A 12689-nucleotide genomic window follows, 5' to 3' on the forward strand; every position below is an offset into this window, starting at 1 on the left:
TCGGGCCTTACACGTCCTCGACGCTCCGGCCGTTGGCGAGGCGGCTGCGCAGGAGCGACGCACGCGCCACGTTGCGCTGGTCGCTGTCCAGCTCGCTGCCGCGGAGCTTCTGCAGGAAGGCCGGCTGGGTCTGGATGAACAGCTCGTTGACCGTGGCGATCGAGAGGTCGTCGATCAGGCCCAGGTTCACGCCCATGCGGACGCTGGAGAGGAGCAGCATCGTCTCCTCGCTGGAGATCGTCTGGGCCGTCTTGAGGACGCCGTAGGCCCGGCTGACCTGGTCGTGGAGGTGCTGCCGGCGGCCGGTCACGAGTTCCTGGCGGGCCGAGCGCTCGTACTGGAGGACCTGGGGGACGACGTCGGTGAGGATCTTGATGATCTCCTCCTCGCTCTTGCCCAGGGTCTGCTGGTTGGAGATCTGGTAGAAGTCGCCGAACGCCTGCGAGCCTTCGCCGTAGAGGCCGCGGACGGCCAGGTTGATCTTCTGGAGGGCCCGGAAGACCTTGTCGATCTGCTTGTTGGCGACCAGCCCCGGCAGGTGGAGCATCACGCCCACGCGGATCCCCGTCCCCACGTTGGTCGGGCAGGCGGTGAGGTATCCCAGCGAGGAGCTGTAGGCGTAGGCGATGTCGTCTTCGAGCTGGTCGTCCAGCGAATTGATCTCGTCCCAGACCTCGGGGAGCCGGAATCCCGAGAGCATGTACTGGATGCGGAGGTGGTCCTCCTCGTTCACCATGATCGAGATGTTCTCCTTGGGGGTGACGGCGACCCCGCGCGGGCCCTCGCCGCCGGCGAGCTCCCGGGAGATGATCTGGCGCTCGACCAGGAACTGGCGGTCGAGGTTGGGCATGGCGTTGACGTCGAAGTAGGCGGCGTCGTGCCCGGCGGCGTCGACGGCCGCCCTCACCTGCGCCTCGATCCCCGCCTTCTCGTTGCGGCTGGCGCGGTTGGTGAAGGGGAAGTCGGCCAGGTTGCGGGCGAGGCGGATGCGCGAGCACATCACGATGTCGCTCTCGGGGCCGGCGCCCCGGAGCCATTCGCCGGAGGTCCTCGTCAGGTCGTCCAGTGTCATGCGTGTTGATCCTTGAGGCGAAGCTGGTCTCTCAGCCTCGCGGCTTCTTCGTAGTCTTCGCGGGCGACGGCCTGGCGGAGTTGGGAACGGAGTCGAAGGCGGAGCGAGGCCCCGGGGCGGAGCCGGGCCCGCTTGCCGACGTGCCGGGTGGCGCCGTGGAAGCGCTGGAGCATCGGCAGCAGGCCTTCCCGGAAGACCCGGTAGTCGTGGGGGCATCCCAGCCGCCCGCCGATGCGGAAGTCCATGTAGCGGAGCCGGCAGTCCGGGCACCGGGACTCGGCCAGCCCGCCGACGAGTTCGCCGACGTTCTTCTTGATGAGGCCGTGGAGGACCGCGTCGAGGCCGAGGTCCGGCGGGGCGTCGGGGAGCGTCAGGCCGGCCTCTCGGGCGCAGTCGACGCACAGATGACGCTCCCGACGCCGGCCGTCCACCACGTCGGTGAGGTGGACGACGGCTTCGTTCTGGCACGTTTGACAAATCATGACCGGGTCCGCCCCCAGGAATTCGATGTCGATCCGACCCGCGCCCGCCGGGCCGGTCAAACCTGGTCCCGCTCGATCTCCTGGATCTTGTCGCGGAGCTTGGCGGCGGCCTCATAGTCCTCGGCGGCGACCGCCCGCTTCAGCTCGTTGCGGAGCTGGATCAGGGTGGTCTGCTGCTGGGTGTTGCGGGGGGCCCGCTTGGGGACCTTCCCGGAATGTCGAGTCTCTCCGTGGATGCTCTCCAGGAGCGGCATCAGCTCGTCGCGGAACACTTCATAGTCGTACGGGCAGCCTAGGCGTCCCGAGTTGCGAAATTCCAGGAAGGTGATCTGGCAGACGGGGCAGACCTGCTTGTCGGCGGCCGAGGGTTCGCGCATCGTCGGCGAGGCGGCCCCCAGCCCGGCCTGGGTCGCCAGCGTCTCGGCGAGCTTGCCCATGGTCGGAGCCTCCTCCGGGGGGGCCAGGTGTTGACGGGCGTGCTCGTCGCAGAAGTGGAATTCCTGATGCTTACCCTTCTCGATGACGTCCGTGATGTGGAAGGTCGCCGGCTTCGCACATTTCTGGCATTTCATGGGTGGTTTCTCCGCCGGCGCCTGCAAACGCCGGCGACGGGCCGTGGTCCGAGGGACCCCCGACGGGCGGGGCTCCAGCTTCGAGCGTGCAACGCCCTGGCGATCTCGTCTGCTGCGGTGCCGTAAATTTCATTCTAATTGACCCCCAGAGGGTGTCAAGAAACCCGAAGGCCGTCCGACCGCCGGCGCGGCCCGCGAACCTCCCGGTCGCGACGGCCGTCCGGCGTGGGAAGGCCCCCGGCGCGGCCCGCTTCCCGAGGCCCTCGACTTGTCGCGCCCGGCCCGGGCTGCTAACGTATTCACGGACACGCCTTACGGCCCCGGACACCGGATTCGCGACGACCCGACATGAGCATCCATCGCCCTTCGTTTGAGGATTTCGCGGCCCATGCCGGTTCGGCGGCCTGCATCCCGGTTTATCGCCAACTCGTCGGCGACAACCTGACGCCCGTCTCCGCCTTCAGCCGGATCGAGCGCTCCGCCCCCTCCTTCCTGTTCGAGAGCGTCGTCGGCGGCGAGAAGGTCGGACGCTACAGCTTCCTGGGCACCGAACCCTTTCTCCGCTTCGAGGCCCGAGGCAAGAGCGTCGTCGTCACCGAGCCCGGCCGGCCCGAGGCCGCGCGCCGAGTCGAGTGCGACGATCCGTTCGCCGAGCTGGAGCGGCTGACCGACACCTACCGCGCGGCGCATCTGCCGGGGCTCCCCCGGTTCACCGGCGGCGCCGTTGGCTACGCCGCGTACGACGCCGTCCGCTACACCGAGCGGCTGCCGAACGTCCCCGAAGACGATCGCGGCCTCCCCGACCTCTCGTTCGCCTTCTTCGACCGCATGGTCCTCTTCGACCACATCCGCAAGACGGTGCTCGTGGTCGCCCACGCCCACGTCGAGCCCGGTTGCGACCTGAAGGCGGCCTACGACAAGGCCGCCTCGCGGGTCGACGAGCTGGTCGAACGCCTGGAGACCCCCGGGGCCGACCTTCCGCTCCGCGACATCGACGCCGGCGGCCCCTGTCGTCTCCAGCCCCGATCCAACTTCGCCCGCGAGGCCTACGAGGACGTCGTCCGACGCTGCCAGGAGTACATCAAGGCCGGCGACATCTTCCAGGTCGTCCCGAGCCAGCGGTTCGAGCTGACGACCACCGCCGAGCCGTTCAACATCTACCGGGTGCTCCGGGTCGTGAACCCGAGCCCCTTCCTGTTCTACCTGACCTTCGACGATTTCCAGCTCATCGGCAGCTCGCCCGAAATCCTGGTCCGCGTCGAGGAGGGGATCGTGACCATCCGGCCCCTCGCCGGCACCCGCCGCCGCGGCAAGGACGACGCCGAGGACCAGGCGCTGGCCGAGGAGCTGCTGGCCGACCCCAAGGAACGCGCCGAGCACATCATGCTCGTCGACCTGGGCCGCAACGACGTCGGCCGCGTGGCCGAGTACGACAGCGTCACCCTCTCCGACGTCATGAAGGTCGAGCGCTACTCCCACGTCATGCACATCACCTCGAACGTGACGGGCAAGCTCAAGGAGGGCAAGACCGCGTTCGACGCCCTCCGCGCCGGGCTCCCCGCCGGGACCGTCTCCGGCGCCCCCAAGGTCCGGGCGATGGAGATCATCGACGAGATGGAGCCCACCAAACGCGGGCCCTACGCCGGCGCCGTGGGCTACATCGACTTCACCGGCAACATGGATACCTGCATCGCCCTGCGGACCCTGGTCCTCCAGGGGGACAAGGCCTACGTCCAGGCCGGCGGCGGCGTCGTCTACGACAGCGTCCCCTCGGACGAGTACGACGAGACCGTCAACAAGGCCCGGGGCCTGCTGAAGGCCATCGAGATTGCCGAAACCCAGCTCTGAGCCGCCGGCTCGGGATCCCGAAACGCGGCTCAATCTCGCGACGGTTCGACGGCGGTCGCGGCTCGTCTCAGGGCGTGGGCCAGTCGGACCCGGCCCGTATCCCGCGCCTGCCGGAGACGGCCGAGGAGGATCTCCTGCTCCTCGCGGGCGCGGTTCGCGGCGGGCGGGACGTCCTGCGAAGCATCGGTCGATGGCGACCGAAACGCCGCGGTCGCGGCCGCGGCGGCGTGCACCAATCGGTCCGGGAGCTTGCGGAGGTCCTCGAGGCGGATCGCCCCGGTCGAGAAGCCCCAGGCGAGCGCCGCGCAAACGCCCGCGCTGAAGAGCAGGGGAGCCCAGGCCGGCGAGCCGAAAACGAGGGCCGCGAGGCTGAATGTGGCGAGGGCTCCGGACGCGATCGCGCAGGCCGAAGACGCCGACGCGGCGTAGGCGCAGGGGCGGGGGGTCGTCGTGGACGTGGTCATGGGTCGCTCCCGGTTCGATCGACGTGCCCCCGTCCGATGCGAGGGCTATCGGTTATTCGGTCCGGGCGGCCGAATCTTCGGACACGCCGTCGAGGTTCTCGCGACAACCGGCCCCTGCGGCTCCCAGTGCGGTCGACGTCGGTCATCCCACTTTCAGCAGGCCGCCCGCTCTCGCCTTCGGCCGCGGAGGACGGCCCCGAGACCGACGCTCCCGGCGCTGGCGGCCATGATCACGGACGACGGCTCGGGCACGGGCTGGAAGAACCCGCGGATCTCGCCGCCGGGCCTGAAGGTCGAGTGGATGTTGAGATAAGCCTTGCCCTCGGCCAGGGCCTGGGCCAGCGCGGCTTCGGCCCCGAGCGCCGTGCCGCCGTTGGCCGCGAGGTAGGGCGCATTCCAGGTGGAGTCGAGCGCGGTGTTGAACGTTCGGTCGTACGACCCGCTCGTGACGCCGAGGGGGAAGCCGACGAAAGTCGGCGTCTGGGTCGCGACGCCGGCCGTGCCGGAGAAGGGGGCGGCCGTCGGAGCGTGGATGTGCGCGGCCGTGGTCGTCCCCAGGAGGCCGCTGAATTGAAACCGAATGTGGAGCGTATGAGCCGTCGTGTCGAGATCGAGCCAGGCGAAACCGGTGCCGGGAGAGGCGTTGGGCGGTTCCTCCCTCGCCCCGTCCAGGCTCGTGAGGTAGATGGTGCCGGCTTCCGCCGTCGGTGCGGCCAGAGAGGCGGTCGCCATTGCGAGCACGCACAGTTTCAACACGATCCTCATGGGCGTCCTTTCGGGTGATGTAGGTCTCGATATGTTCGATAAAAGGATTTCATAACGAAACCACGGACGCCTTTAGAACCGATAGGCGGGGGCGACGCCACCAGAAAAATCGAAAGCGTTGAATTTCGTGCGCCTTGCGCGCCTCGACCCCATGGGGCGACGAATTCAGGCATCAACCTCCGGCGAGTCTCCTGGCCGATTCGCGGCCAGGAGCGACGGACGCTCCCCGGACCCGGCCGGATCTTCGAGGGCCCTCGTCGGGGCCCCAAGGTGGTCGCCGGTCCGGCGTGACCGCCCGTACCAGAAGATCGGGAAGCAGGCCAGGTAGACGACCGAGCCGCAGATCCAGACGAGGCCCGGGAACGTGTCGCGAGAAGAATCGTAGAGGGTCGTGACGAGGACCGGCCCGGCGATCGTGGCCAGGCTCATGAGCGCGACCAGGGTCCCCTGGAGTTCGCCTTGCTGATCCTCCCCGACTTCCTTGGAGAGCAACGCCTGGAGGGCGGGCATGGCGATGCCGCCGACGGCCAGGAGGATGCAGATCGCGAACGGCATCCAGCCCCGAGTCGCGAAGCCCATCATCAGGAATCCGGCGTTGTCGGCGAGGAGCGCCACCAGCAGCGCCCCGCGCTCGCCCCAGAGCGCGGAGAGTCTCCCGGTGAGGAACGCCTGCGCGGCCGCGAACAGGATCCCGAAGAAGGCGAAACTGAGCCCGACCGTGCGCGTGTCCCAGCCGAATCGATCCTCGCCGTAGATCACCCAGATCGTCGACGGCACCTGGGCGACGCAGCAGATGATCGTGTACACCAGCACGAACGGGAGGACGCCGCGCAGGCCGAAGACCCAGCGCAGCGAGCGGAACGGGTTCAGGTGCGGCAGCGTGAACGACTTCCGCTCGGCCAGGTGCGATTCGGGCAGGACGAAGTAGCCCAGCAGGAAATTCAGGCCGTTGAACAGGGCCGCCGCCAGGAAGGGATACCGGGAGGAGTACGCCCCGACCAGGCCGCCGAGCATTGGGCCGACGACGAAACCCACGCCGAAGCTGGCGTTCAGCAAGCCGTAGCGTCCGGCCCGATCCTCCTCGGTCGAGATGTCGGCCAGATACGCGGTGGCGACGGCCATGTTCGCCCCGGTGATCCCGGCGATCACGCGGCCGACGTAGAGCAGCCCGAGCGTCGGGGCGACGGCCATGAGCGTGTAGTCGACCGCCGCCCCGGCGAGCGAGACCAGGAGCACCGGCCGCCTCCCGAACCGATCGCTGAGCGCCCCCAGGATCGGCGAGAAGACGAACTGCATCAGCGCGTAGACGGATAGGAAATAGCCGAAGTGTCCGGCGACGTTCGGCTGGTGCGAAACCTCGCGCAGCAGTTTGGGGAGGACCGGGAGGACCAGGCCCATCCCCACCGCGTCGAGCATCACCGTGACGAGGATGACCAGAAGCGGGCGATTCAACGAGCCTTTTGCGATCAAGCGTTCGTCTCAGAAGGGAACCGCCTCGCCGCCGAGGCGCGGGATGGTCTGCACGGCTCCGCATGGACAGTCGGAGGCGGGTCGAGGTTCGCGACAAGGGGGACGGTCGAGGCGGCTCGGGGCTGAAGGCTCAGCCCCAGGTCCATGAGCAGCGATGCTCGCCGGCCTCCAGGGGGAGCGTCCACCTGAGACGGCCGGATTTGATGTCGAACTCCGGGGGGGCCGACGGCGGCGTGGCTTGCCACGGACCGAGATCCGTCAGTCCGGGGCACGTCACGGCCAGATCGAGCGTGATCGGCACGTCGAGCTGGCCCTCGAAGGTGAGCCGATGCACGGCGCCCCCGAGCGGGCGTTCCAGGCGATAGGTGACGTCGCCGCAGGCGAACTGGCGCGAGACTCCCGTCTGGGGCCACGATCCGGCCAGGATCGGTCGGACCTGGAGCCGCCGCTCGACGGCGTCGTATTCGAGCCCCGCCAGGTCGAGCATCGTCTCGATCATCATGGCGTGGAGCCCCCAGGCGATCCCCCCCGGAGTCGTGGCGATCCGGGCCGATTCCTGCCCTCGGGCGCCGGGGCGGAGGAGCAGGCCCAGGGGGCCGAGGCGACCTACGAGGGCGTCGATCATGGAGACCGCCCGCGTCCAGTGGCGACCCTGCCCCGAGGCCCTTCCCAGTTCCAGCAGGTAGCGGATCATCCAGAAGGTCGCCAGGCTGGAGACCTCCGGATGCTCGCCGACGTGCCCCGTCCGGGACCGGGGGACCGGCGGATAGGCCATCCGGGCGAGGACGTTGGGGTCGCCGCTCAGGGGCGTGTTGGCTCTGAGGATCGTCTCGGCCGTCTTGAGTAGGTGCGGGTTGGTGGCGGGGAGCAATCCGAAGGGGCAGGCCAGGGCCAGGGCGTTGACGTCGATCGTGGCCGAGCGGTCGGCCACGAAGGCGGGGTCCCGGGTCCAGAGACCCCGGAGCATCGAGATCCGGCGCCCGCTCAGGAACCGTCCGGTCTCGGTGTCGATCAGGCCGGGGAGCCCCTCGCGCTCGGTGGCGACCTCCTTCATGATCCCTTCGTGCCAGATCCGGTGGGCCAGCGCGTTCCAGCGCACGGCCGAATCGTCCTGGTTCACGCGACGGGCCAGCCGGGCCGCCGCGTGGAGGCCGGCGACGACCGTCGCGTTCGAGTACAGGAACCGCCCGTAAAGCTGGTCTCCCATGCCCGCGGAACTGACGAGATGCAGATCCTCGTCGAAGGAAAGTCCGGGATGGCCCCCGGAGTCGCCGCCGCAGACCCTGGCCGCCTGTTCGACCATCGGCCAGACGCCGGCGACGAAATCCAGGTCGCCGGTGGCCAGGTAGTACCGCTCCAGGCTCCAGGGGATCATCGCCGTCTGGTCGACCGCCGGGGTCTCCCATTCGGGGACGCCGTCGATCGAGTACTTCTGGAACCAGTACAGGAACGGGCTGTTCTTGGCCCGCGTGCGATCAAGCCAGGCCAGGGCGCCACGGAGGATCTCCGGTTGGCCCAGTCGGGCCAGCGCGCCGCCGACCCAGAGGGCGTCGCGCGGCCAGCAATAGGCGGAAAGGCCCCGGTCCAGCCCGGCGGCCACCGCGCCGGTGTCCAGGTCCGCGTGCAGCGCCGCCGCGAGCGCCGATCGCCGCAGGCTTACGGCGTACGCGGCGCGGGGAAGGTGCAGGGTCGGGATCGGCTCGACGAACTCGTCCCACTCCTGGGCCGTGCTCTGCTCGACCGCATCGAGGTCGGTCGAACGGAACCAGTTCAGGGCCGGGCGCAGCCAGTGCAGGAAGGTCCCCTGGTCGCCCCGCCAGCCGGTGAACGCGCCGCTGACCAGCAGGTCGATCGTCACCGATTCACCTGGCGCGAGGTCGATCCAGCGATAGAGAATGGCCTCGTTGGGGCCGGTGGGCTCGCAGTCCACGTCCCCCCTCGGGTCGAGCGCCAGCGCGAACTCGATCGTCGAGTCGCGGGCCAGCTTGCGATTCGAGTGGCCGTGGCCCCGGTTGATGGCGAGCAGGGTGCGGTCCTGGTCGTGCCAGCTGAGCCCGGTGTCTCCCACGCCGCCGTTGATCTCCGCCTGGACGTAGACGCCGAAGATCGCCTGCCTCGGCACGTCCCCCTCGTTCTTGAGCCGGAATCGCTTGATGTACTGCCCGGCCGACGGCTCCATCCCCGCGTTTCGCGGCAGGCTCTCTCCCATCGCCACGAAATCGGTGATCAGGACCCGGATCGGCCCGTTTCGCCAGGAGAGGTCGGTCGTCAGCAGGTTGGTGGCGCCCGAGTAATTCTGGAAGGCGTCCCAGGCCGACCGTTCCGTGAACCAGTCGAGGCGACGGCCGACCGCCAGCCCGCCCACGATCGCCCGGAAGTGCGACCGGCTCTGGGGAAGGTCCCCCTCCTTCGGCCTGACGTTCGAGTGCAGCCCGACGGTCGGGAAATAGATGTCGTAGGTCGAACCACGGGCATCCACCCGTACCGCCATGCGCCGGTTCCCTACCAGGCCCTCCGGCGCGGGCGAGAGCAGGTCGGCGACTTCCGTCCGATCGGGAAGATTGGGCCGGACGATGGAATCTTGATAAACGCTGTAGGCCGTCTCCGCCCCGGGACGCTCGGCGACGGAACGATAGTGGAGGCGGACCCCGACGGCCTGCGGCGGGATCGGCGCATGCCAGTAGCTGTTCCCGCCCTTGTTCTCGATCCAGAACGTCGGGGCCAGGCCCAGGTAGAGGTCGTCGGCGTAGATCTCCAGCCAGACGCGCTGATCATCCTCGATCGGATGCGTTCCGATCACTGCCGCCGACCACATGCCCGCACGGATCGGACCCGCGTTGCGTCCCTTCGCCGCCGATTCGATCCACGTCGCGACCATGACCGGGTTGCCTCATCTCGCCAGTGGGCGCATCTTGCAGGCGTGATTAGGATAAGAGCGCAGCGGAAGGGAATTGGTCCACCGGCTCAGCCGTGCGGCGTCCCGCAGGCCCTAAGATTCTCCGACTTTCCGAAGCTCGCGCCAAGGGGATGCCGGAGCGGCGGGATCGCATCCGGCCCGACAGGCCCGACGCGATCGCTTTTTCCGAAGGATCGGCCGCAAGTGATGGGAGGGGTCGCCTTGTATGCTTGCTGGAATGCGAGGGCGGTGGGCCTGGTGATGACGGCCGAGGCGTCCATCGCGACGGCCGCTGCAACCGGTTTCCAGGGGGTCGACCTTCTGGTCCGCGACGTGATCGACGCCGGGAGGGATCCGGGCGAGCTGAAGCGACGGATGGACGACCTCGGGCTGCGAGGGGGCGGGTGGACGCTGCCGATGAACTGGAAGAACGACGAGGCGTCGTTCGAGTCCGATCTGGCGCGACTGCCCCGATGCGCAGAGGTTGCGGCGCAGTTAGGGCTGTTCCGAACGGGAACCTGGGTGCGCTTCGAATCCGAGCCGGTCGCCCCCGAGACCCTGGGCTCCCGCGAGGCTCGCGATCGAGTCGTCGCAGAGACGACGGCGTGGCAGGTGGAGCGCCTCGGCCGGATCGCGCGGATCCTCGGCGAGCACGGCGGCCGGCTCGGCCTTGAAGTGATCGGCTCGCGCTCGGAGCGGACGGGGGAGGGGGTCCCGCTCGTCTCGACGTACCGCGATCTCTTGCGCCGATATGCAGACCTCGGGCGTGCCTACTCGAACGTGGGCGTGCTCGCGGACGCCTACCATCTCTACGCGGCCGGCGAGGAGGCGGAGGCCGCGCTGGCCTGGGGCGTCGAGGCTGTCGGCTGGGTGCATCTGGCCGATCCGGCGAATCCGGATCGCACGACGATGCGCGACGTGGAACGTCTACTACCCGGCGAATCGGGCGGGGAATTGTGTCGTAAACTGCTGACGCGGCTGGCGGAGGGGGGCTACGACGGCCCGGTCACGGCGGAACCGTTGGCGCAGAGTCGCTCTTTCCGATCAGATGACGCGCAGGAGCGAGCGCGATTGACGCGCGAGGCGCTGCGTCGTGTCTGGCCGGCATCGGGAGCCTCAAGCTGATCGCGAACCTCGGCCGCAAGGTGAAGCCGGGGGAACCCCGGCAACGTGGGGTTTGCAATCTCGAGGACGTCGGATCGATTGCTTGAAGAATGACCGTCGACTGCGGGTCGGGCTTTAGACGCCGGCTTCTTCCATCTGGTGATTCGTCCGCTGCGGGGCGATCTCTTCGCGGTAGACGGGGATGTCGTGGGGCGCTTCGATCCCGATGCGGATCTGATTGCGGTCGATCTTGACGACCGTCACCACGATGTTGTCGCCGATCACGATCTTCTCGCCCAGCTTCCTGCTCAGAACCAGCATGGCACTCTCCCTGATGTCATCGTGCTCGTGTGAGTGGCGGACCCGATTGGGTCGGTTTCGCCCATCACTTAGAGCACGTGGCGTGCCGAAGCCTCGGGGCTGGGTGTCTGATGGTTGGTTAAGTCATCGTCGGGAAAGGAGTTAGAAAAAAATTCAAGACGCATTTCGTCAGGGTGTCGAGAGGGTTGGGACTGTCAACCTCGGCACTCCTTCCGTGGGACCTTTGTAAAAACGGGAACCCGGGTAGTCACTTAGACGCCGACGACGCGGATGGGGCGGAATCCGACGGCGTCGGCGGCGACGCATTGATACCGGACGTTCCCGTGCCGGCCCTGGACGGCGCCGGCCCACTGGCTCTCCTGGTGGAGATGTCCGTAAAGGCAGGTGGTGACCTGGAAATGCTCGAAGCGTTCGACCCACGGGCCGGGGCGGCCGTAGGCGTCGAAGGGCGGAAAATGCCAGAGCAGGATCAGGGGCTGTTCGGGGCTTTTGCGGAGCGCCGAGGCGGCCTGGAGGGCGGTCTCGAGCCCCTGGAGGGCGCGGGCGACGGCCTTGTCGTCGACGGGGGCGTCGGGGTCGTCGACGCGAGGGACGGCCATCGATCGCGCCCCGGCGACGATCGCGTCCCCGAGGTCCTCGGCGGTCGCTTCCACGGCCCGGAGCGAGGCCCGCATCATGGGGCGGACCTTGGCGAGCTTGTTCCACCAGGCGTCGTGATTGCCGGGGGCGAGGACCTTGCGGCCCGGCATCGATTCCAGCCAGTGCAGGTCGGGCTGGAGTTCGCGGTGGTTCCTCGCCATCGAGAGGTCGCCGGGGAGGAGCACGAGGTCGCCGGGCCGGACGGCGTCGCGCCAGCCGGCCTCGAGCTTGGCGACGTGGTCGCGCCATCGATCGGCGAAGCGATCGCGGCGGTCGGGCCGGGCGAGCGACAGGTGGAGGTCCGAGATGGCCCAGGCGTTCATGCGTCGCGCCGGCTCGTCCGGGCGAGGTAGTCGCGAACGAACGGATTCGACTGCCGCTCCGCCCCGATCGTGGTGACGCCGCCGTGGCCGGGGTAGATCAGGGTCTCCTCGGCCAGCGTCATCAGCTTGGCGACGATGCCGGACATGAGCACCTCGAAATCGCGGCTGGGATCGCCGCCGAAATCGGTGCGCCCGATCGAGCCGGCGAAGAGGACGTCCCCGCCCAGGACGGCGGGGGGCTCCTCGGCGTCAAGGATGTAGACCACGGAGCCGGGGCTGTGGCCGGGGATCTCCCGGACCAGGAGCGAGAAGCCGGCGAATTCGAGCCGATCGCCGTCGTCGACCAGGCGGTCGGCGGGGGGGCTGAGGACCGGCTGGCCGTAGGAGAGGCTGAGGTTCCTCGCCCCGTCGGCGAGCAGGGGGGAATCGCCCCGGCCGATGATCAGGGGGGCCTGGGGATGGGCCGCCTTCAGGGCCGCGTTGCCGGCGATATGATCCACGTGGCCGTGCGTGTTGAGGATCGCGGCCAGGGTCTTGCCGTCATGCTCCAGGAGTTCGAGGATCGTCTCGGCGTCGAACCCCGGATCGACGACGATGGCGTCAGAGCGGTCGGGCCGCCAGAGCACGTAGGCCATCTGGGCGTAGGGCGCCGATTCCACGACGTCGATGGTGAATTCCGCCATGGCGGCCGCTCTCCCCTGTGTCTCGGACAATCATTTCCAACTTTGTTCGC

General features: G+C 68.6%; 11 protein-coding genes and 1 pseudogene. 2 read left to right on the top strand and 10 right to left on the bottom strand.

The genetic code is table 11. The annotated features are described in order from the left end of the window. Nucleotides 1-7 precede the first annotated feature (7 nt). Genes VT85_RS05125 through VT85_RS05135 form a run of 3 tightly spaced genes read right to left on the bottom strand, consistent with a single transcriptional unit; the run spans nucleotide 8 to nucleotide 2126 of the window. The gene (locus VT85_RS05125; RefSeq protein ID WP_068411503.1) at nucleotides 8-1072 is read right to left on the bottom strand and encodes a protein arginine kinase; all 1065 of its coding nucleotides are present in this window, start codon (nucleotides 1070-1072) and stop codon (nucleotides 8-10) included. Next, nucleotides 1069-1554 carry a UvrB/UvrC motif-containing protein gene (locus tag VT85_RS05130; RefSeq protein WP_068421424.1) on the bottom strand — a complete coding sequence of 162 codons (486 nt, stop codon included), beginning with the start codon at nucleotides 1552-1554 and terminating at the stop codon, nucleotides 1069-1071. The genes VT85_RS05125 and VT85_RS05130 overlap by 4 nt, the downstream gene beginning before the upstream one ends. Nucleotides 1555-1610: 56 nt before the next feature. Next, a complete protein-coding gene (locus VT85_RS05135; RefSeq protein WP_068411506.1) occupies nucleotides 1611-2126 on the bottom strand; it encodes a UvrB/UvrC motif-containing protein in 516 nt (171 codons plus the stop codon). A 348-nt stretch (nucleotides 2127-2474) separates the two neighbouring features. Between VT85_RS05135 and trpE the strand changes: the two genes are divergently transcribed. Continuing rightward, nucleotides 2475-3974: an anthranilate synthase component I gene (gene trpE, locus VT85_RS05140; protein WP_068411510.1), complete on the top strand. Its 1500-nt coding sequence runs from the start codon at nucleotides 2475-2477 to the stop codon at nucleotides 3972-3974. 29 nt (nucleotides 3975-4003) lie between these two features. Here the strand turns inward: trpE and VT85_RS05145 are convergent, their stop codons facing one another. The 4 genes and pseudogenes from VT85_RS05145 to VT85_RS05160 all read right to left on the bottom strand — a co-directional run bounded on the left by VT85_RS05145 (nucleotide 4004) and on the right by VT85_RS05160 (nucleotide 9473). Beyond that, entirely contained in the window at nucleotides 4004-4438 is a 435-nt protein-coding gene (locus VT85_RS05145) for a hypothetical protein (RefSeq protein WP_068411512.1), read from the bottom strand. Between the two features lie 153 nt (nucleotides 4439-4591). Further along, on the bottom strand, nucleotides 4592-5203 hold the full coding sequence (locus tag VT85_RS05150) for a CHRD domain-containing protein (RefSeq protein WP_197491099.1): 612 nt from the start codon (nucleotides 5201-5203) through the stop codon (nucleotides 4592-4594). Nucleotides 5204-5476: 273 nt separating this feature from the next. Further along, nucleotides 5477-6655, bottom strand: a pseudogene (gene tet, locus VT85_RS05155) (Tet(A)/Tet(B)/Tet(C) family tetracycline efflux MFS transporter); the annotation flags it as partial. A gap of 148 nt (nucleotides 6656-6803) precedes the next feature. Then, nucleotides 6804-9473, bottom strand: coding sequence for a glycosyl hydrolase (locus VT85_RS05160; RefSeq protein WP_082858371.1), 2670 nt, complete (start codon nucleotides 9471-9473; stop codon nucleotides 6804-6806). A gap of 357 nt (nucleotides 9474-9830) precedes the next feature. Between VT85_RS05160 and VT85_RS05165 the strand changes: the two genes are divergently transcribed. Next, nucleotides 9831-10694 (top strand): sugar phosphate isomerase/epimerase family protein, encoded by an 864-nt coding sequence (locus VT85_RS05165; RefSeq protein ID WP_231871507.1) that lies wholly within the window; start codon nucleotides 9831-9833, stop codon nucleotides 10692-10694. A gap of 114 nt (nucleotides 10695-10808) precedes the next feature. Here VT85_RS05165 and csrA read toward each other — a convergent pair whose 3' ends face one another. The 3 genes from csrA to VT85_RS05180 all read right to left on the bottom strand — a co-directional run bounded on the left by csrA (nucleotide 10809) and on the right by VT85_RS05180 (nucleotide 12639). Beyond that, nucleotides 10809-10994: a carbon storage regulator CsrA gene (gene csrA / locus VT85_RS05170; RefSeq protein ID WP_068411524.1), complete on the bottom strand. Its 186-nt coding sequence runs from the start codon at nucleotides 10992-10994 to the stop codon at nucleotides 10809-10811. Between the two features lie 251 nt (nucleotides 10995-11245). Then, nucleotides 11246-11956 (bottom strand): metallophosphoesterase, encoded by a 711-nt coding sequence (locus VT85_RS05175; protein WP_068411528.1) that lies wholly within the window; start codon nucleotides 11954-11956, stop codon nucleotides 11246-11248. Continuing rightward, complete coding sequence (locus VT85_RS05180; protein ID WP_068411531.1) at nucleotides 11953-12639, bottom strand: MBL fold metallo-hydrolase; 687 nt, start codon at nucleotides 12637-12639, stop codon at nucleotides 11953-11955. Before VT85_RS05180 ends, VT85_RS05175 begins: the two co-directional genes overlap by 4 nt. Nucleotides 12640-12689 lie beyond the last annotated feature (50 nt).

Origin of the sequence: Planctomyces sp. SH-PL62, from assembly GCF_001610895.1 — a bacterium.
Lineage (GTDB): Bacteria > Planctomycetota > Planctomycetia > Isosphaerales > Isosphaeraceae > Paludisphaera.

What these genes read in the sequence shown, in the direction of transcription:
- VT85_RS05150 (WP_197491099.1), bottom strand. Translation starts at nt 5,203, where the DNA reads ATGAGGATCGTGTTGAAACTGTGCGTGCTCGCAATGGCGACCGCCTCT.
- VT85_RS05145 (WP_068411512.1), bottom strand. Translation starts at nt 4,438, where the DNA reads ATGACCACGTCCACGACGACCCCCCGCCCCTGCGCCTACGCCGCGTCG.
- csrA (WP_068411524.1), bottom strand. Translation starts at nt 10,994, where the DNA reads ATGCTGGTTCTGAGCAGGAAGCTGGGCGAGAAGATCGTGATCGGCGAC.
- VT85_RS05135 (WP_068411506.1), bottom strand. Translation starts at nt 2,126, where the DNA reads ATGAAATGCCAGAAATGTGCGAAGCCGGCGACCTTCCACATCACGGAC.
- VT85_RS05130 (WP_068421424.1), bottom strand. Translation starts at nt 1,554, where the DNA reads ATGATTTGTCAAACGTGCCAGAACGAAGCCGTCGTCCACCTCACCGAC.
- trpE (WP_068411510.1), top strand. Translation starts at nt 2,475, where the DNA reads ATGAGCATCCATCGCCCTTCGTTTGAGGATTTCGCGGCCCATGCCGGT.
- VT85_RS05125 (WP_068411503.1), bottom strand. Translation starts at nt 1,072, where the DNA reads ATGACACTGGACGACCTGACGAGGACCTCCGGCGAATGGCTCCGGGGC.
- VT85_RS05175 (WP_068411528.1), bottom strand. Translation starts at nt 11,956, where the DNA reads ATGAACGCCTGGGCCATCTCGGACCTCCACCTGTCGCTCGCCCGGCCC.
- VT85_RS05165 (WP_231871507.1), top strand. Translation starts at nt 9,831, where the DNA reads ATGACGGCCGAGGCGTCCATCGCGACGGCCGCTGCAACCGGTTTCCAG.
- VT85_RS05180 (WP_068411531.1), bottom strand. Translation starts at nt 12,639, where the DNA reads ATGGCGGAATTCACCATCGACGTCGTGGAATCGGCGCCCTACGCCCAG.